The sequence below is a fragment of the Pantoea sp. BRR-3P genome (assembly GCF_039621635.1).
In the GTDB taxonomy this organism is placed as follows: domain Bacteria; phylum Pseudomonadota; class Gammaproteobacteria; order Enterobacterales; family Enterobacteriaceae; genus Pantoea; species Pantoea floridensis.
On the sequence record NZ_CP155067.1, the window covers coordinates 186,801 to 205,082 of the forward strand.

General features: G+C 55.5%; 17 protein-coding genes and 2 pseudogenes. 9 read left to right on the forward strand and 10 right to left on the reverse strand.

The window, feature by feature from the left end:
* The first annotated feature begins 3 nt into the window (after window positions 1-3).
* The 5 genes from AAGR08_RS20450 to AAGR08_RS20470 are packed head-to-tail and all read left to right on the forward strand — an operon-like array spanning window position 4 to window position 5,128.
* Window positions 4-1,206, forward strand: a complete 1,203-nt coding sequence (locus AAGR08_RS20450; RefSeq protein WP_345830590.1) for an SfnB family sulfur acquisition oxidoreductase — start codon at window positions 4-6, stop codon at window positions 1,204-1,206.
* Window positions 1,203-2,564, forward strand: a complete 1,362-nt coding sequence (locus AAGR08_RS20455) for an LLM class flavin-dependent oxidoreductase (RefSeq protein WP_345830592.1) — start codon at window positions 1,203-1,205, stop codon at window positions 2,562-2,564. Before AAGR08_RS20450 ends, AAGR08_RS20455 begins: the two co-directional genes overlap by 4 nt.
* Window positions 2,565-2,584: 20 nt before the next feature.
* Window positions 2,585-3,391, forward strand: coding sequence for a MetQ/NlpA family ABC transporter substrate-binding protein (locus AAGR08_RS20460; protein WP_345830594.1), 807 nt, complete (start codon window positions 2,585-2,587; stop codon window positions 3,389-3,391).
* A gap of 2 nt (window positions 3,392-3,393) precedes the next feature.
* Window positions 3,394-4,494: an ATP-binding cassette domain-containing protein gene (locus tag AAGR08_RS20465; protein ID WP_097098000.1), complete on the forward strand. Its 1,101-nt coding sequence runs from the start codon at window positions 3,394-3,396 to the stop codon at window positions 4,492-4,494.
* Complete coding sequence (locus tag AAGR08_RS20470) at window positions 4,478-5,128, forward strand: methionine ABC transporter permease (protein WP_049851713.1); 651 nt, start codon at window positions 4,478-4,480, stop codon at window positions 5,126-5,128. Before AAGR08_RS20465 ends, AAGR08_RS20470 begins: the two co-directional genes overlap by 17 nt.
* 130 nt (window positions 5,129-5,258) lie before the next feature.
* Here AAGR08_RS20470 and AAGR08_RS20475 read toward each other — a convergent pair.
* A pseudogene (locus tag AAGR08_RS20475) lies at window positions 5,259-6,161 on the reverse strand (LysR family transcriptional regulator).
* A gap of 100 nt (window positions 6,162-6,261) precedes the next feature.
* Between AAGR08_RS20475 and AAGR08_RS20480 the strand changes: the two are divergent.
* A complete protein-coding gene (locus AAGR08_RS20480) occupies window positions 6,262-7,329 on the forward strand; it encodes an SDR family oxidoreductase (protein WP_345830601.1) in 1,068 nt (355 codons plus the stop codon).
* Window positions 7,330-7,411: 82 nt separating this feature from the next.
* Here the strand turns inward: AAGR08_RS20480 and yahO are convergent, their stop codons facing one another.
* The 7 genes and pseudogenes from yahO to AAGR08_RS20515 form a co-directional block, all read right to left on the reverse strand.
* Window positions 7,412-7,681 (reverse strand): DUF1471 family periplasmic protein YahO, encoded by a 270-nt coding sequence (gene yahO / locus AAGR08_RS20485; protein WP_345830602.1) that lies wholly within the window; start codon window positions 7,679-7,681, stop codon window positions 7,412-7,414.
* A 156-nt stretch (window positions 7,682-7,837) separates the two neighbouring features.
* Entirely contained in the window at window positions 7,838-8,467 is a 630-nt protein-coding gene (locus AAGR08_RS20490) for an NrsF family protein (RefSeq protein ID WP_345830604.1), read from the reverse strand.
* Window positions 8,454-9,011: a sigma-70 family RNA polymerase sigma factor gene (locus tag AAGR08_RS20495; protein ID WP_345830606.1), complete on the reverse strand. Its 558-nt coding sequence runs from the start codon at window positions 9,009-9,011 to the stop codon at window positions 8,454-8,456. Before AAGR08_RS20495 ends, AAGR08_RS20490 begins: the two co-directional genes overlap by 14 nt.
* 17 nt (window positions 9,012-9,028) lie before the next feature.
* Window positions 9,029-10,261 carry a thioredoxin family protein gene (locus AAGR08_RS20500; protein WP_345830607.1) on the reverse strand — a complete coding sequence of 411 codons (1,233 nt, stop codon included), beginning with the start codon at window positions 10,259-10,261 and terminating at the stop codon, window positions 9,029-9,031.
* 15 nt (window positions 10,262-10,276) lie between these two features.
* A complete protein-coding gene (locus AAGR08_RS20505; protein WP_097097992.1) occupies window positions 10,277-10,843 on the reverse strand; it encodes a peroxiredoxin in 567 nt (188 codons plus the stop codon).
* 137 nt (window positions 10,844-10,980) lie between these two features.
* Window positions 10,981-11,127: pseudogene (gene hipB / locus AAGR08_RS20510) on the reverse strand (type II toxin-antitoxin system antitoxin HipB); the annotation flags it as partial.
* 152 nt (window positions 11,128-11,279) lie between these two features.
* Window positions 11,280-11,957 carry a TetR/AcrR family transcriptional regulator gene (locus tag AAGR08_RS20515; RefSeq protein ID WP_345830609.1) on the reverse strand — a complete coding sequence of 226 codons (678 nt, stop codon included), beginning with the start codon at window positions 11,955-11,957 and terminating at the stop codon, window positions 11,280-11,282.
* 79 nt (window positions 11,958-12,036) lie between these two features.
* Between AAGR08_RS20515 and AAGR08_RS20520 the strand changes: the two genes are divergently transcribed.
* A complete protein-coding gene (locus AAGR08_RS20520) occupies window positions 12,037-13,557 on the forward strand; it encodes an MDR family MFS transporter (RefSeq protein WP_345830610.1) in 1,521 nt (506 codons plus the stop codon).
* A gap of 6 nt (window positions 13,558-13,563) precedes the next feature.
* Here AAGR08_RS20520 and AAGR08_RS20525 read toward each other — a convergent pair whose 3' ends face one another.
* Together AAGR08_RS20525 and AAGR08_RS20530 are read right to left on the reverse strand one after the other, a co-directional pair.
* The gene (locus AAGR08_RS20525; RefSeq protein ID WP_345830612.1) at window positions 13,564-14,979 is read right to left on the reverse strand and encodes an amidohydrolase family protein; all 1,416 of its coding nucleotides are present in this window, start codon (window positions 14,977-14,979) and stop codon (window positions 13,564-13,566) included.
* A 7-nt stretch (window positions 14,980-14,986) separates the two neighbouring features.
* Window positions 14,987-15,949, reverse strand: coding sequence for an ABC transporter substrate-binding protein (locus AAGR08_RS20530; protein ID WP_345830807.1), 963 nt, complete (start codon window positions 15,947-15,949; stop codon window positions 14,987-14,989).
* 524 nt (window positions 15,950-16,473) lie between these two features.
* On the opposite strand from AAGR08_RS20530, the gene AAGR08_RS20535 reads away from it, so the two are divergent.
* Window positions 16,474-17,448: a 2-oxoglutarate and iron-dependent oxygenase domain-containing protein gene (locus tag AAGR08_RS20535; RefSeq protein WP_345830613.1), complete on the forward strand. Its 975-nt coding sequence runs from the start codon at window positions 16,474-16,476 to the stop codon at window positions 17,446-17,448.
* 239 nt (window positions 17,449-17,687) lie between these two features.
* Entirely contained in the window at window positions 17,688-18,239 is a 552-nt protein-coding gene (locus AAGR08_RS20540) for an NlpC/P60 family protein (RefSeq protein ID WP_097097985.1), read from the forward strand.
* Window positions 18,240-18,282: the final 43 nt, after the last annotated feature.

The window sequence follows — 18,282 nt, forward strand, 5'->3', positions numbered from 1 at the left end:
ATCATGACGCAGGTATTGCCAAAACAGCGCGCGACGCGCATCAACAATGCCCATCAGGCGTTGCAGGTGGCGCAGGAATTAGCTGAACGTTTTCGCACCGGTTCCGCTCAGCGCGACCGCGAACGCGAATTGCCGCATGCGGAATTGCAGCAGTTATTTCATTCAGGACTTGGTGCTGTCACCGTGCCGCGCGCTTTTGGTGGCATTGAGATTTCTACCGCGGAGTTAGCAGAAATATTCGTTATTTTGAGCGCTGCTGACGGTTCGATTGGGCAGGTGCCGCAGAACCATTTCTACGCGCTGGAAGTGCTGCGCATTAACGGCAGCGACGCGCAGAAAAAACGGCTGTACGCCGAGGTGCTGGATGGCGTGCATCACGGCAATGCGCTGGCGGAGTTCAGCTCGCCGGCTGCACATCAGCGTTCCACCGCCGTTTCGCAACAGGCTGAGGGATTACGTCTCAGCGGCAACAAGTTTTACTGCACCGGCGCGCTGTATGCCGATCGTATTCCGACGCTGGCGATTGCGGATGATGGCAAAGAACAGCTGGTGTTTGTACCGCGTCATCAGCCTGGCGTGAATGTGATCGATGACTGGAGCGGCTTTGGTCAGCGCACCACCGGCAGCGGCAGCGTGCAGTTCAGCAATGTGGCGATTGCGCCGGAAGATGTGGTGCCCTTCCAAACGGCTTTTGAACGCCCGAGCACCGTTGGGCCCTTTGCGCAGATTATGCATGCCGCCATCGATCAGGGCATCGCGCGTGCAGCCTTTAACGACATGCTCGATTTCCTGCGCCAGCGCGCACGTCCCTGGCCGGACAGCGGCGTAGATCGCGCCAGCGACGATCCGTTGACGCTCGATCGTACCGGTCGCCTTGCCGCGCGTCTGAGCGCCGGTGATGCGCTGCTGGCGATTGCCGGTGACGCCGTTGACGTGGCGCAGCGCGATCCCAGCGCGGAAAACGTAGCGCTGGCTTCGGTTGACGTGGCGAAGGCGCGCGCCTGGACTACCGAAGTGTCGCTGGAGGCCAGCAATCTGCTGTTTGAACTGGGTGGGTCGCGCTCCAGCCTGCGCGAACACAACTTCGACCGCCACTGGCGCAATGCGCGCACCCACACCCTGCACGATCCGGTGCGCTGGAAATATCCGGCGATTGGCAACTATCTGCTGAATGGCGTGCTGCCACCGCGTCGGGGGACGATATGAGTCAAAAACAGATTCTGCTTAACGCTTTCAATATGAATTGCGTGGGCCATATTCATCACGGTATGTGGACGCATCCGCAGGATCGTTCGGTGGATTTCAATTCGCTGGAGTACTGGCTCGATTTGGCGCGCCTGCTGGAACGCGGGCTGTTTGATGGATTGTTTATCGCCGATATTCTCGGCGTGTATGACGTCTACCAGCAGGGCATTGGCCTGACGGCCCAAGAGTCGATTCAGCTGCCGGTTAACGATCCGCTGATGCTGATTTCTGGCATGGCGAGCGTTACGCAACATCTGGGCTTTGGCGTCACCGCCAACCTGAGTTATGAAGCGCCGTATCCGTTTGCGCGCCGCCTTTCCACGCTTGATCACCTGACCAAAGGGCGCATCGGCTGGAACATTGTCACCGGTTATCTCGATAGCGCCGCACGCGCCATGGGGCAGCAACAGCTGCTGGCGCACGACCGTCGCTACGATCAGGCCGATGAGTTTCTGGATGTCACCTACAAATTGTGGGAAGGCAGCTGGCAGGACGATGCGCTGGTGCAGGATAAGGTCAATCGTCTGTATGCCGATGCCAGCAAAATCAAGCAAATCCATCATCAGGGCGAGTTCTATCAGGTGCAGGGCTATCACCTGAGCAGCCCGTCACCGCAGCGCACACCGCTGCTGTTCCAGGCCGGTTCCTCGGCGCGCGGCGTGCAGTTTGCCGGGCGTCATGCCGAGTGCAGCTTTGTTAATGCAGCGTCGCCAGCGGCGATGCGCGAGCAGTCCACGCGCCTACGCCAGGCGGCGGTGGCAGCCGGACGCCATCCTGACGATCTGCGCATCTTTATGGGCGTCAGCGTGATTGTGGCACCGACCGAACGTGAAGCGCAGGAGAAGCAGCGCAGCTATCTCGAATATGCCAGCCCGGAAGCCGGCATCGCCCACTTCTCCAGCTCGATTGGTCTGGACCTGGCGGCCTTTGAACTGGATGAGCCGATTCAGACTGGCGACACGCGCGCGATCGAATCGGTGAGCAAAGCCTTCAGCGGCTGGACGCGTCGTCGCTTGCTGGAGCAGCACGCCATGGGCAGCCGCTATCCGCTGATCGTCGGCAACCCGAGCCAGGTCGCCGATGCGTTGATCAAGTGGATCGATGAAGGCGATATCGACGGCTTTAACCTGACGCGCATCCTTAATCCGCAGAGCTACCGCGATTTTATCGATCTGGTGGTACCGGAATTGCAGCAGCGCGGCCGCTTTAAAACCGCCTATCAGCCCGGCTCATTACGGCAAAAAATCTTTCAACAGCAGGACCGTTTGCCCGATCGCCATCCGGCGGCGCGCTGGCGCGACGGCGTTAACCTTCGTTAATTTAACCTCAGGGATCTGATATGAAAATTGCACGTCAATTCGCGCTGGCTGCCAGCGTCGCACTACTGGCGTTTAGCGCCGTCGCCGCCGAGAACTACAGCGGACCGCTGAAAGTGGGCACCACCGCAGCCTTTGCGCCGCCGCTGGAAACCGCGGTGGCCGAAGCGAAAAAACAGGGTTTGAACGTTGAGCTGGTGGAGTTCACCGACTGGACAGCACCCAACGTCAGCGTGGAAAACGGCGATATCGATGTGAACCTGTTCCAGCATAAGCCGTTCCTCGAGAATGCTAATCAGCAGGGCGGATTCCATCTGGTACCTTATGCACCGGCGATCATCAATAACATCGGTCTTTATTCGAAGAAACACACCGCGATTGACCAGATCCCCGACGGTGGCACGGTGGCGATTGCCAACGATCCGATCAACGGCGCGCGCGGCCTGCTGCTGCTGCAAAAAGCCAAACTGATTACGCTGAAACCTGGCGCGGGTCTCAAATCGACCGTGGATGATATCGTCAGCAATCCAAAGCATCTCAAGATCATCGAAGTGGAAGCGGTGCAGCTATCGCGCTCGCTGGATGAAGTCGATTTAGCGCAGGGCTATCCGCACTATCTACGCCTGTCGAAGACCATTGATCCTAACAATGCCTTGCTGTTCGATGGCCTTGAGCATCCGGAATATGTGATTCAGTTTGTGATCCGCGACGGCCATCAGAACGATCCGCGCCTGGCGAAGTTTGTCGATATCTACCAGCATTCGCCGGTAGTACGCGCCAAACTGGATGACTTCTACGGCAAACTGTATCAGCCGGGCTGGAGCCAGTAAGCATGGTTAGCCTGACGCTACCCGGCGAGCGCGATGCGTTGCTGTCACCGACGGCCGAGACGGCAGGGAAAGTGCACGTGCAGATTCGTGGCTTGAGTAAACGTTATCCCGGACAAACCCAGGAGGCATTGAAAGCGGTGGATCTGCAGGTTAAGCGCGGCGAGATTTTCGGCATTATTGGTCGTAGCGGCGCCGGTAAATCGACGCTGATTCGCTGCCTTAACCGGCTGGAAAACCCGACAAGCGGTCAGGTGGTGATTGACGGCATCGATCTTGGCAGCCTGAGCGATCGTCAGCTGGTGGATTGGCGACGTCGTACCGGTATGATCTTCCAGCATTTCAATTTGCTTTCCGCCAAAACGGTGCGCGAAAACATTGAGCTGCCGATGAAAGTGGCGGGCGTGCCTGCGGCTGAGCGGCGGCGCAAGGTGGATGAACTGCTGGCGCTGGTGGGACTGGAGCAGCGTCAGCACGCCTGGCCTGCACAGTTGTCCGGCGGCCAGAAGCAGCGCGTCGGCATTGCGCGCGCGCTGGTGCACGATCCCGAACTGTTGCTGTGTGATGAGGCGACTTCAGCGCTCGATCCGGAAACCACACGCTCGATTCTGGCGCTGCTGAAGAAAATCAATCAGCAGCGGCACATCACTATCGTATTGATTACGCATGAAATGGATGTGGTGCACGATCTCTGTCATCAGGTAGCGGTGATCGATCAGGGTGAAATCATTGAGCGCGGTCCGGTATGGCAGGTATATAGCGATCCGCAGCAGGAAACCACGCGGCAATTGCTCAACCCGCAGTTCAGTGCGCTGCCAGAAGCGATTCAACCGCTGCTGACGCCAACGCGTCAGCGTGCCGATTCACGTCTGCTGGTGCGGCTGCGCTACACCGGGCAAGGCGCGCTGCCGGATTTGGCGGCGCTGAGCACGCGCGTGGGCGGGGAACTGACCTTGCTGTTCAGCGCGGTGGAGTGGGTGGATAACAAGCCGACCGGGCAGATGCTACTGCTGCTGGATGCGCGTCATGAATCTGACGCGGTGCGTGCGCTATTAACCCCTGTTGCTGACCAACTGGAGATTCCGGGCTATGTCACTGGCTATTGATCGTTTATGGGTGGGGCTGCTGGATACGCTGCTGATGGTTGGCGTGTCCTCGCTGCTGGCGCTGGCCTTGGGTTTGCCGATGGCGGTGATTTTGGTGGTGACCGGACGCGGCGATCTGTTTCCCAGCCCGCTGTTGAATCGTGTGCTTGGCTGGGTGGTGAACCTGTTCCGCTCGATTCCGTTTTTGATTCTGATGGTAGCGCTGATTCCATTTACCCGCTGGATCGTCGGCACCACCTACGGCGTGTGGGCGGCGGTGGTGCCGCTGACGTTGGCAGCAACGCCATTTTTTGCGCGTATTGCCGAAGTGAGCCTGCGTGAAGTGGATAAAGGGCTGACCGAAGCGGCGCAGGCGATGGGCTTTCATCGCTGGCACATTATCTGGCATGTGCTGTTGCCCGAAGCGCGACCCGGCATCGTCAGCGGATTTACTATTACGCTGGTGACGATGATCAACGCCTCAGCCATGGCCGGCGCGATAGGTGCCGGTGGTTTGGGCGATCTGGCTTATCGTTATGGCTATCAGCGTTTTGATATGCAGGTGATGCTGACGGTGATTGTGGTGCTGGTGGCGCTGGTCACGGTGCTGCAGTTTTTTGGCGACAGGTTGTCGCGGCGGTTGAATCACCGCTGATATGAGCGGTCGCCATCAATGGCGACCCTACAAATCTGAACCGGCTCTATTACCGTTGATTGCGTGGTCGCCATTAATGACGACCCTACGAAAACACACCGTAGGGTGCGCATTAATGCGCACCAGCAATTTAACGGATCGATAATCCTTCTAGTGCGGCCAGCAGCGCATCGACTTTGGGAAGCAGCTGTTTGCGGCGCGGCCAGATCAGCGTTAAGGCTAAACCGTCCGGCTGCTGTTCGGGCAGAATAATCTGCAGATCGCCGCGCGCCAGCGGCTCACGGATCAACCACGATGGCATCTGTGCAATACCTAGCCCGCCACACACTGCCTGCACCTGCGCATCCACATCCCCCAGCGCCATGCGGTGCGGCACATTGCGCCAGTGCGGATAGCCATCTTCAGTGGTAAACAGCCATGGTCAGGTGCTGCCATCGACGCGTTCATACATGATGGCCTGATGCTGAAGCAGCTCGCTTTCATTGTTTGGGCGACCTACGCGCGTCAGGTAATCCGGTGACGCGCAAAATACCATGCGTTCGCGACCCATCTGGCGACAGCCGAGCGAGGCGGGTAGATCGGGCGATCCGCCAATGCGTACCGCAACATCAATCCCCTCATCGAACAGATCGATAAAACGATCGGAGAACGTCAGATTGAGCTCTACATCCGGATGTTGCTGGCAAAACGGAATCAGCAGCGGCATCACGCCAAGGCGGCCATAAGTATTCGGGACCGCGAGGCGCAAGCGGCCGGAAGGGATGGTGCGCTGCGCCGCCAGCACCGCTTCGGCTTCTGCCAGCTCCTCCATAATGCGCAAACAGGTTTGGTAATAGGCGTTACCGGCGTCGGTGAGTTTCAGGCTGCGCGTGGTGCGCTCCAGCAGGCGCGAGCCAAGCCGGGTTTCCAGCCGCGTTACGCTCTTACTCACGGCGGAACCGGTCAAATGCAGACGCTCCGCGGCAGCGGCAAAGCTGCCGCTCTCCACGCTGGCAACAAAAGGAACAATATCTTTCAGGCGTTGATCGTGCATCGATTAGTGAACTCAGGTTGTGAATGCCGTGAATTAATGCCAAAGATAGGAATTTAATTCTCTATTAAACTCATCATTACTGAAACTGAGGAGAATTGAAATGCAAAAGCAGGCATTGATTGTAGGTATTAGCGGTGTGATTGGACGTGCGCTGGCAGAAAAATTACAGCGTGAAGGCTGGCAGGTGAGCGGCTTATCGCGCGGACGTGGCGCGGTGCCAGATGGCTGCCGCAGCCTGACTGCCGATCTTACTGACGCAGCAGCGGTGCGCGCTGCGCTGGGGCAAGAGAAGCCGGATGCACTGTTCTTTAGCGTTTGGTCGCGTCAGGAAAATGAGAAAGAGAACATTCGCGTCAATGGCGCGATGGTGCGCAACGTAATTGAAGCGTTAGGCGATCGTCTAAACGGCGCGCATGTGGCGCTGGTTACCGGCCTCAAGCACTACCTCGGTCCATTTGAAGCGTACGGTAAAGGCGCGGTGCCGGTCACACCGTTCCGCGAAGAGCAGGGCCGTCAGCCGGTCGATAACTTCTATTACGCGCAGGAAGATGAAGTGTTTGCCGGAGCGGAGAAATATGGCTATCGCTGGAGCGTGCATCGCCCGCACTCCATCGTTGGGTTCGCGCTGGGCAACGCCATGAACATGGGCCAGACGCTGGCGGTCTACGCTACGCTGTGCCGTGAACAAGGCTTGCCGTTTATTTTCCCCGGTTCGCCAGAACAGTGGAATGGTGTTTCTGATGTCACCGATGCCGGTTTGCTGGCTGAGCAACTGCTGTGGGCGGCGACGGCGGCAGAAGCGGCCAATCAGGACTTCAATGCGGTGAACGGAGATGTGTTCCGCTGGAACTGGTTGTGGCCACGTCTGGCGGCCTATTTCGGCGTGGAAGCGGCGGCGTATCCGGCACAGATGATGCCACTGGAAGGGCGCATGCAGGATGCGGCAGATGCCTGGCGTGATGTGGCAGCACGTTATCAGCTGCGCGAAGCGGACATCACTAAGCTCGCATCCTGGTGGCACACCGATGCCGACTTGGGCCGTCCGATGGAAGCCTTCACCGACATGAGCAAGAGCCGCAAAGCGGGCTTCACCGGGTATCGCGCCACGCTGGATTCGTTTACTGAACTTTTTGACCGGCTGAAAGCAGAGAAGGTTATCCCACAATAAAGCTGCGCGAAATAAAAAGGGCGGCTCGTGAGAACCGCCCTCCAAATTAACTGTTTTGCAATGCGCCTGCCGGTTTTAACCATTACTTCTTCTTATAAACGATCGCAGTGCCATATATTTTATTATTGGTATTCGCTGAGGTAACGATATAAATATCGCCTCCTTTTTCATCTGCCAGTTTAGACAGTTCTTCTTTGGCGCTAGCCGCATCCGTTTCACCCGAAGTGGAAATATTTCCCACCTCAACGTATTGATCTTTCACCTTTTCAAATTCTACTTTTGTTATCAGTTCTGCAGCAAATGCGCTAAAAGATAGTGAGGTTGCTAATAATGCCAATATTAATTTTTTCATACGAATCCTTGGATGAGGTAAATGATGGGAATAATGTTAGCATTGCTATTATTCTATAGTTTACAAATGTGCCCTTTACAATGTGATTGAGCCAATTTTTAAACTTTTGCGTAACTTGCATCCCCTCCAAAAATTAACTTAAAAAAGTTAACTCTTTTACTTCAACGTCACCCAACGTTTTCCCACCAACACCGTCATTGCCACAATGGTCACTATTGCAGCCAGATGCATGACAAAATCCATTGGATGCAGATGGACCGGATGGCAAAACGCCAGCAGCGTGACCGCCATGCAGGAGACGCCCAATCCCGCCATCGCTAAGCTGCGTACCGGATGCAGTGCGCGAGTACGGCGCAGGCTGGCGATCATTAGCAGCATCATTGGCGTGCTGACCACCAGCAAAAAGGTAAAACAGCGCGTACTGTCGTTATCGTGCACCAGCGGCACTTCACCGGGAATCTGGCTGATGCTCATGCCCAGCCACAATAAACCGATTGGCAGCAGCGCTTTCCAGCTGATGCTGCGACGTCCGGCGATGCTCATCGTAAAGGCGCTGCGGATCGCCAGGGTACCGAGTACAAACGCCAGCGCAAGTTGCAACATGGCCTGTAGCGCGCCGGGCTGCGTCCAGTCGGTGAAACTGCGCTGTACCAAAAAGCTGGCGGCAATCCCGCAGGGGAGAGCCAGTAGCAGCCAGACAAAGACGCGCCAGCCGGTTGAACGCAGCGGTTTAACGGGTTGCATCTCGCGCCCGAGTTTTTCAATTAACAGGTCATGATCGGTCATGATTGGCTCCAAAGCGGCGCAAATTGGTTAATGCGCGATGTAGCAGCGATTTCACCGCCGCCACACTCAGGTTGTTATGCGCGGCCGCTTCCGTCAGGCTCATCTCACGCAGGTGAACATGTTCAACAATTTCGCGCTGACGCGAAGGTAGCTGTTGCAGGTAACCGGCCAGCTCATCCTGCGTATCTTGCCGGTGCGCGTCCGGTACGCTGGCGGCTTCCGGTAATGCGTCGTCGTTCACTTCCCACTGCTGATGGCGGCCGCGACGTCGCAATGCATCAATAGCGCGCGCCGAGATAATCGCCATCAGCCAGGGCAAAAAAGGGTAGGTAGGATCATAGGTGTGACGCACCCGATGTACTGCCAGCAGCACATCCTGAATCACATCTTCGACTAATGCCTCATCGCTGAAGTGCTTGCGCACTTGCGAACGAATCACCGGCACCAGCGCTTTGAGCAATCGGGTATAGGCGAGCTGATCGCCCGCCTGCGCCCGTTCCATTAGCGCGGGCCAACTTTCGCGCGCGCTATCGCTTGTTTGCATAATCCGCCTTGTTGTTCTTACGCTTTCTTGCTTGCCGCCTGATTGAGCGCATTCACCACAATGCTGGGTGTCAGCACCTGCGGCAGCACTTTCGGCGGTCCGCCATCGGCGGGGTACACCAGATACATCGGTAAGCCACCCTGGCCGAATTCACTCATCGTGTCATCCACGTCCGGGTTAAATTTAGTGGAATCGGCCACCATGTACAGCGTACCGGTTTTTGCTAACGCGTCTTGCACGGCCTGCGTTGAGAGCGAGGTTTTCTCGTTCACCTGGCAGGTGATGCACCAGGAGGCGGTGAAATCGACAAAGATCGCTTTACCGTGACCGCGCTGCGCTTCAACCGCTTGCGGCGACCATTTGGCTTTGCTCACTTCAGCCGTGAGCCGATCGCCCGCCAGCCCTGTGCCCGGTTTGATCAGGCTGGGTAGTGGCGCGATCACCGCGATAATTAACACCGCCGTCACGCTATACATGACTTTATGACTTTTACCGGCGAAGTGGCGATGCTGCGCCATCCCATATAACCAGCCAGCGAAGGCAACGACCACAGAGGCAGCCAGTAAGGTGGCGAGAGCTGCGCTGCCCGCTTGCTGCGCTAAAACCCATACCAGCCAGGCGTAAGCACCAAACATAGGGAACGCCAGGCCGCGCTTAAGAATATCCATCCATGCGCCGGGACGCGGCAGGAATTTAGCCAAAGCCGGGAACAGTGAAACCAGCGTAAACGGTGCGGCAAAGCCCAGCGCCAACGCGAAAAAGATCACTAAGGCAACGGCAGGCGGCTGTACCAACGCATAACCGATGGCGCTGGCCATAAACGGCGCGGCGCAGGGTGTCGCAACGATAATCGCTAGCGCGCCGGTCAAGGCTGAACGCGTAAAGGCGCCGCGTCCGACATCGACCGAACCTACACGCTGTACCGATAAACCCACTTCAAACACGCCAAGTAAATTGAGTGCGGCGGCAAGGATCACCAGCGAAAGCAGGGCGATCACCAACGGCGATTGCAGTTGGAAGCCCCAGCCAACGGCGGCACCACCGGCTCGCGCCGCCAGCAAGATCCCCGCCAGCGCCATCATGGTGACGACAACGCCGAGTAAAAAGCCCAAACCTTCGCGGCGCGCGCTGGCGGCGTTATCGGTATGGCGTAACAGGCCGAGTGCTTTCAGCGAGATCACCGGAAACACGCAGGGCATAAGATTGAGAATAATGCCGCCGATGAAGGCGGCCAGCATGGCGGTTAACATCGCTGGCCTCTTTGCTTAGTGAGTTTGCGGATGAGAGGCGTCGTACTGCTTAACGGCGGCCAGCGCTTTCTCGATATGCGTGTCAGGGTTTCTATCAGTGTAACTCAGCAGAATATTGCCATCTGGCGCAATTACGTAAGAGGTACGATCGGAGAGGGTTTTGCCTTTCATCTGCATGGTGGTTTGGTATTGTGCGGCCACTTTTGCGCCCGGATCGGCGGCAACGGTAAATTTATCGCGGCACTCCAGTTTGGAGAAATCGCTAACCTGATCGGTATTGCCCGCGGTAACCCCAATGACTGTGGCGCCCATTTTGGTAAAGCTATCTGTGGCTTCGGCAAAATCGTGCGCTTCGATGGTGCAGCCCTTACTGAACGCGGCTGGGAAGAAATAGAGTACCACTGGGCCTTTCTGCAGCGCTTTATCCAGTGAGAAGGTCAATGGCTTACCGGCTAACGCGCCCTGCAGTTCAAAGTTGGGGGCTTTAGCGCCTACCGGCAATGCGGCACCGGCGTTGAACGCGGACAGACCCAGTGCTGCTGTTATAGTCAGGGTACAAACGAGGGATTTCATGCGTTTCATTAGCTGCTCCTGCGATGTAGGGGAGTTCCGATTTGGGTGACTCAGTAGTTCAGTTCGCTGGGGCGGGAAGGAAAGTTTCGGTGGAGGTGAAAAAAACTATTTTTTTAGACGTGCCAACATACGCATGCTGTTCTCAACAGCGTGGTCAGATCGGGATTGTTTTCAAAATGAGCAATAGTGGATTGTTTTAACCCGACTTTCTTCGCCAATTCACTCTGTGTCCATTGGTTCTTTTGACGAATCAGCCTGACGTGATTGGCAAGTTGGCGCGGACTGTAAATCATCTCTTATTCTCATCTTAAGGGTGCATAACGTTGAGCCATTATCCCTTACAGAGGATAAGAAAGCGTTTATCCCCGCCAGGGGATAAACAAAGAAGACGCGCTGATTTACGTTTTGGATAGCCCATTGGAACGTCACGAAGCGCTATGAATCTCTACGAAGCGGCGAGTGATGTGGGTTTAATCCCCTGACAAAACAGACTCAAGGTATGCTGCACGATGATGTCGCGATTGTATGCAGGATCGTTGGCAAAGCGGGTGAAGGGCACCAATACCAGGCTAAGGATTGATGTCATCAGCAGCTGCGGCTCTAAATCTGCATTGAGTAATCCCTGCTGCTGCCAGCCTTCAATCAATTTTTTTACCTCATCACGCTCACCGTGGCCAAAACGCTTCTTAATGTGCTGACCTAAACCGCCTTCACCCTGCATCACTTCCTGCATCCACAAAGGGGCGAACCAATTGTATGTCGTGACGATATCCGCGACTTCGCGAATAAACGCGCTAAAAGTCGTGACAGGGTCACGCGGGTCGTCGATAAAGTGCGCAACCAGGCGTTGACGTAACGGTAAAAAACGCTCCTCAACCACAATATCCAGTAGTGATTCACGGGACTGAAAATAGTAATTGAGCATTGCCGGACTTACGCCCGCTTTGCGCGCAATCGCATTCAGTGACGTCTCGCCAATGCCGTTTTCTGCGTATAGCGCCAGAGTGATATCAAGCAGCAATTCACGCTGCTGCACGTTAATCGCGCCGCCGCGTGGACGGCCGGGACGACGCGGTTTGGCTGCCGTGGTTTTCGCTGCTGCTGGGATTTTTTTTGCGGTCATCTTTACTCGCTCGCTTGCTTCATGTCAGACTGCGCTCAATATTAATTGTCTATTTAATTAATTTCAATTGGTGTCTGTGATGAAACTTAACACTCTTACACCGTCGTCGGGCAGCGGGGAGGAGAATCCTCCTTCAATCCGCTTGCTGATGGGTGCTTTACTTCTTGTCATGCTGTTATCGGCGCTGGATCAAACTATCGTCTCCACCGCGCTGCCCACTATTGTGGGCGAGCTGGGCGGGCTCGATCGCCTGTCGTGGATCGTCACGGCTTATATGCTGGCATCCACCATTGTCGTGCCGTTGTATGGCAAGTTTGGCGATCTGTTTGGCCGCAAAACGGTGTTGCAAATCTCGGTGGTACTGTTCCTGATAGGCTCCGCATTGTGCGGGTTAGCGCAGAATATGGAACAGCTCATTTTTACCCGTGCGCTGCAAGGTTTAGGTGGCGGCGGCCTAATGGTGGTGAGCATGGCTGCGGTGGCTGATGTCATCCCACCACAGGAACGCGGTAAATATCAGGGCTTATTTGGCGGCGTGTTCGGCCTGGCAACGGTAATTGGCCCGCTGCTCGGCGGCTTTATTGTGCAGCATGCCTCGTGGCGCTGGATTTTTTATATCAATCTACCGTTGGGTTTACTGGCGCTGTTAATCATCAACGCGGTGTTCAAAACCGACAACAAGCGTAAGCCACACGAAATCGATTTTCCCGGTGCGGTGTTCCTCAGCATGGCGCTGGTGGGCATCACGCTATTTACCAGTGAAGGCGGCACGCTGCGCGCGTGGTCCGATCCTCAGCTCTGGTGCATTCTGGCATTTGGTGTGATTGGGGTGATCGGGTTTGTTTATGAAGAGCGTCGCGCCTGGGAGCCGATTATTCCGCTGGCGCTGTTTCGTAATCGTAGCTTCTCCCTCGCCAGTTTAATGGCCTTTATCGTCGGCATGGCGCTGTTTGGAAGCGTTACCTTTCTACCGCTCTATCTGCAAGTGGTGAAGGGATCGACGCCGACCGAAGCGGGTTTACAATTACTGCCGTTGATGGGCGGGTTGCTGGTCACGTCCATCGCCAGCGGGCGCATTATTAGCCGAACCGGCAAATATCGCCTGTTCCCGATTGCCGGTACATTGCTGGCAACCATCGGCATGGCGCTGCTGACCACGCTAACCATTGATGCACCGCTGTGGCACATTTACCTGTTCGCCTGTGTGTTAGGCATGGGAATGGGGATGGTGATGCAGGTGCTGGTGCTGGCGGTGCAGAACTCGGTAACGCCGGACAGTATTGGCGTGGCAACCTCATCAGTAACGCTATTCCGTTCCGTTGGCGGCTCAATCGGCGTGGCGCTGTTTGGGGCGTTATTCAGCCAGGTGCTGAAATCGGGCCTGACCTCGCTGGTGGAACAAGGCAAAACGCTGCCGCGCGCGCTCGATCCAGAGGCGGTGCATCATCTCCCCCCTGATGTGCAGCAGGCGTATTTACAGGTCTTTGGCGACGCGGTGCACGCCGCGTTTCAAATGGCGGCGGTGGTGATGTTGCTGGCCTTTATCCTTTCTCTGATGTTGCCAGAATCACCGCTGCGCAAGAAAGACGCAGCGGCGTAACACAGCTTATACTCCCGCGCGCTGCTGCAAGGTTTTCACCGCTTGCGCAGCGTCGCGGCGCAATTCAGCCACATCCAGTCCTGGAATCACATCTTCCTGCATCACAACATGTCCATCGCAAATAAGCGCTTTCACGCTGGCGCGCCCGCCGCTGGCTATCGGACCGATGGCCATATCATGCAGGCCAAAATAGCGCGGATCGTCGAGGCGATAAATGGCGATGTCGGCAGCCATGCCCGGCGCAATGCGCCCGGTGTGCAATCCCAGCACCTGCGCGCCGCCCGACGTGCCCCAGCGCACCACATCCTCAATGCTGGCGGCATCACCGCCACCTTCATACGTACCACCAGCATAGCGCGGCTGGGCCTGCATGCCTTTACGTACGCGCTGTAACTGCCAGGCAGCGTGGGTTTCACTTTGCATATCTGCCGCTTCGTTCGATGCCGCACCATCTACGCCAATTGAGATTTTCATGCCGGCTTGTTCCATTGCGACTACATCGGCAATGCCGCTACCGAGGCGCGCATTACTTTGCGGGCAATGCGCGATGCCGCTGCCTGCCGCACCCAGCATCGCGATCTCTTCCGGCAGCAGTTTTACCAGATGTGCGAACCAGACATCGTCACCAATCCAGTCGTGTTCAGCGCAAAATTGCAGCGGCGTCATACCGAATTTGCTGCGCGCCGCATCGAGATAGTCAACGGTCTCGGAGAGATGACTATGCAGGCGAATACCGAGCTGACGGGCGAGGCGCGCGCTTTCGCGTAACTCCTGAGGCGTGGTGGAGTGCAAGGTGGTGGTAGGTGCCATCACGATGCGACGCATCGCCCGATCGTGCGGTTGATGATAGCGCGCAACCAGGCGATCGACATCCGCCATCATGCTGTGGAAGTTTTCCGGACGCAGCGCGCCAGGTAAGTCGCTTTCCAGACCACGACTTTGTGTGGCGCCGCCACGACACAAAACAAAGCGCACGCCCAGTTTGGCGGCTTCATCGAACAGGATTTCTGCGCCATCAAACGGCATATCCGGCCAATACAGGTAGTGATGGTCAGCAAGGGTGGTACAGCCAGAACGCACTAATTCAACCAGGCCAACGCGTACCGCAATACGAAACGTCTGTTCATCGAATGCCCCGCGAAAGCGATAGGGCGTGGCGGCCAGCCAGCCGCCAAGGCTCAGATTCAAACCCTTAGGTTCACCTTTCAGTAATGATTGAAACAGATGGTGATGGGTATTGACCCAGCCGGGATAGACCACGCAATCGCGGGCATCAATGACCGTTTCATCTGCTGTCGCGATGAGATCGCCCATTTCGACGATCAGGCCGTCACGAATACGTATATCGCGTGCCTGGCTGCGTGGCAGGTGTTTATCCCCGGTCATAATCGCGGCGCAGTGTTTAATTAACAGTGGGTTCATCGCGGCCTCACTGCGTAGCGGATGGAGTGAACTGGGTGGTGAAAGCACGTTGCCAATCGGTGGCGGCTTTCAGCAATCCCGCGTTGACCATAAAATCACGCGTGGCCTGCCAGCGTTGCTCGGTCATCACGCCTAAGCCCTGTTTCGCTGCATCGCCGCCGTCTATCAGGTGCAAAGCCTTCATTTGTGATACGCCGAAAGCCAGAATGGCGTCGGTCATTTGTGGATTCTCTTTTTTGATCAGCGTATTGCCTGCTGTCGGATTAGCGAGATAGGATTTCCAGCCTTCCATCGAAGCCGCAACAAAGCGTTTCATCACATCCGGCTCTTTTTGCAGTAAATCATCGCGCGTAACCAGAATGCCGCCGTAGGCTGGATAGCCATAATCGGCAAACAGATAGAATTTACTGTCGGGCTGCACTTCTTTGATCTGTTGCACTTCGGAAGTGGCGTAAGCCTGTTGCGCAGTATTTTTATCGGCAAGGAAAGGTTGCATGTTGAAGGTGTAAGGACGCGCCTGACCATCCTGCAGCTGATATTTGCTTTTCAACCACGGCCACCAGCTCGCTTGCCCGCTGGCTGATACCAGCACGGTTTTGCCCTTGAGCTGATCCAATGATTTCACATCGCCGTGGGTAACAATGCCTTGGGGATCAAACTGAAAGGGCGCAGCGATGGCTTTTAACGGAAAATTGCGTTCGATGCCCTGCAACACTTGCAGGTCGTAGCTGACGATCACATCGGCGCGATTCGCTAACAGCAGCGTCATGTTATTGAGCTGTGGTCCACCTGAACGTACTTCGACATCCAGCCCATATTTTTTGTAGATGCCGGTAGCGACCGCCTGGTAATAGCCGCCTTGCTCGGCTTGTGCGACCCAGGTGGTTTGCAACACCAGTTTGTCTGCGGCGTGCGTCAGCGCAGAAGTACCGAGCAGCACAGCGAGTAAAGAGAAACGGAAACGTGACATTGTCATAATAACCCCCAATAAACGTTGAGTTTGTCGTCATCATCAGGGGCGCAGCGGCGCATGGCGTGCTCACGATGCCGGTAATAAAAGCATCGTCCCCTGACGAGGTACAGCTAACGCTGTAGAGCAATGTCCTGCGTGAATCTGGTGTCACGCTGACCGCTTATACTCAGTGTGGAATTAGCAAAGCGCATGCCATTTATGTAACGATTTGAATATACGCATATTTTATTAACTCCTCTGTCACATTTCTCTCAAGCGCTGCTCATTCAGGATGCATCCTGGCGGGTGTTGCACCGCCTTTGTGCACGATGGGCATGCCACTTTGTTTAACCTATTGATTCTGCGTGGTTCACCGAGCTGGCACAGGCTTTGCTTGAGTGAACATGAGTAGAAGCTGTCAGCCGTGGTTTTACCCGGTGGGTCATTGCTCGATCGCCTGTTGTAGTAAAGCAAACAGGCGCGGGGATGACTGCCACGCTGCGGGCGTGTCATCCGTTATCGCTCAATAACGAGGTGAACCAATGGAAAAGACCACTTTTGACATGCATGAACTGGCTAAAGAATCGCGCATGGGCGCGCGCGGCGTTGAGGCAGCACGCGATGTGCGCATCATCGATCTCTCTGATTTTAAACAGCGTAAACCCGAAATAGCCGAGCAGCTGTGGCAAGCCGCCACGGAGATCGGTTTTTTCCAGGTTTCCGGCCACGGCATTCCGCTAGACGATATCAACGCTGCCTTTGCTAACGCTGAGCGCTTTTTTGCGCTGCCGCAACGTGAGAAAGCACGTTATCCGTTAAGACGTAACGCGGGCTGGGAATACCGGGCGCAAATCCGTCCTTCCACCGGTAAACCCGATCAAAAAGAGTCGTATCAGATAACGCGACCGCGTATGGCAGATCTGTGGCCTGATGATGCCTTACCGGATTTTCAACGCGACGTGCTGAAATTTGAACGCCAGTGCTGGGAAGTGGGGATGCGTTTGCTTTCCTGTTTCGCGCTTAAGCTGGGCTTCCCGGACGATTTCTTTGCTCAGGCGCACGAACCTTCACGTGAAACCTATCAAAGTACGTTGCGCATGCTGCACTACTTTGCCATTAGCGGCGAGCCTGATGGGCCGTGGCGTGCCGGTGCGCATACCGATTTTGATTGCCTGACTTTGCTGTTCCAGCGCGATGGGCAGGGCGGTTTACAGGTGTGTCCAGGTAAAGAGATGGAAGAGCAGGTGTGGACGCCCATCGAGCCGCTGGAAGGCGTTATTACCTGTAATGTCGGCGATATGCTGATGCGCTGGAGCGATGATAAATTGCCGTCCAATTTCCATCGCGTCAGTAATCCATTACCTGGCGAATCTGTCCCGGCACGCTATAGCCTGGCGTTTTTCTGTCAGGCTAATGAGGATGTGATTATCGAAGGACCGGAGAAAAAGTATCCGCCTATTTCCGCCCGGGATTATCTGGCGCAGCGTATAAGCGCCAACTTCTCCGGCAAGTATTAAACTTACAGCTGTAAGGCGAAATTGATGACATTCTGTGCAGGAGGGGTAAATATTCTCCTGCACAAAAAATTAGCGCTAAGGAAAATAGATTTTTAACTCAAATACAAGATGTTACCGAAGCGTAAACTTAGGTAAAACCAAGCGGTAATTAAAAGATTTCGCCGCGCGGCTATTTATTTCTGCAACTTCTTTACGGTATAAATCTCTAACCCCTGTCTCCTCAGCGAAAACACCATCACATGATCAATTCTGCGGCCTGCAAAGTTATCGCCTGCCTGTTTCTCTTCACCCTGGCAGGTTGTTCATCTAAGTCTTCACACGCGCCTGCTGAGGAGAGCGTTGATACTTCGGCCGAGGGTGGCAAGCAGCCCGATTTGATTCCGGTAATTGCAGCGCTGCACGATCAAATGCATTCATGGGAAGGGACAAAATATCAGTGGGGCGGCACGCAATTAACCGGCGTGGATTGTTCAGGATTTGTCTGGCGCACGCTGAAAGATCGCTTCAATATTCCCATGGATCGTGTCACCACCAAAGAGTTAATTGCCATGGGCAAGCCGGTGGATCAGGCGCATTTGCAGCCGGGTGATTTAGTCTTCTTCCGCATTAAACGTGAGTTGCACGTTGGCTTTTATGACACCGATCATCAGTTCCTGCACGCCTCTGTAAGCCAGGGCGTGATGCGCTCATCGCTAAATAATCCGTATTGGAAATCGGTTTATTTGGAGGCACGACGTTTGCCGAAAGAACAAAATTCACAGATCAGTTTCAATTATAAAAACAAGGTTTGATTGGAGGTGCGCATAAATGCGCACCTTACCCTGTTGGGTGATC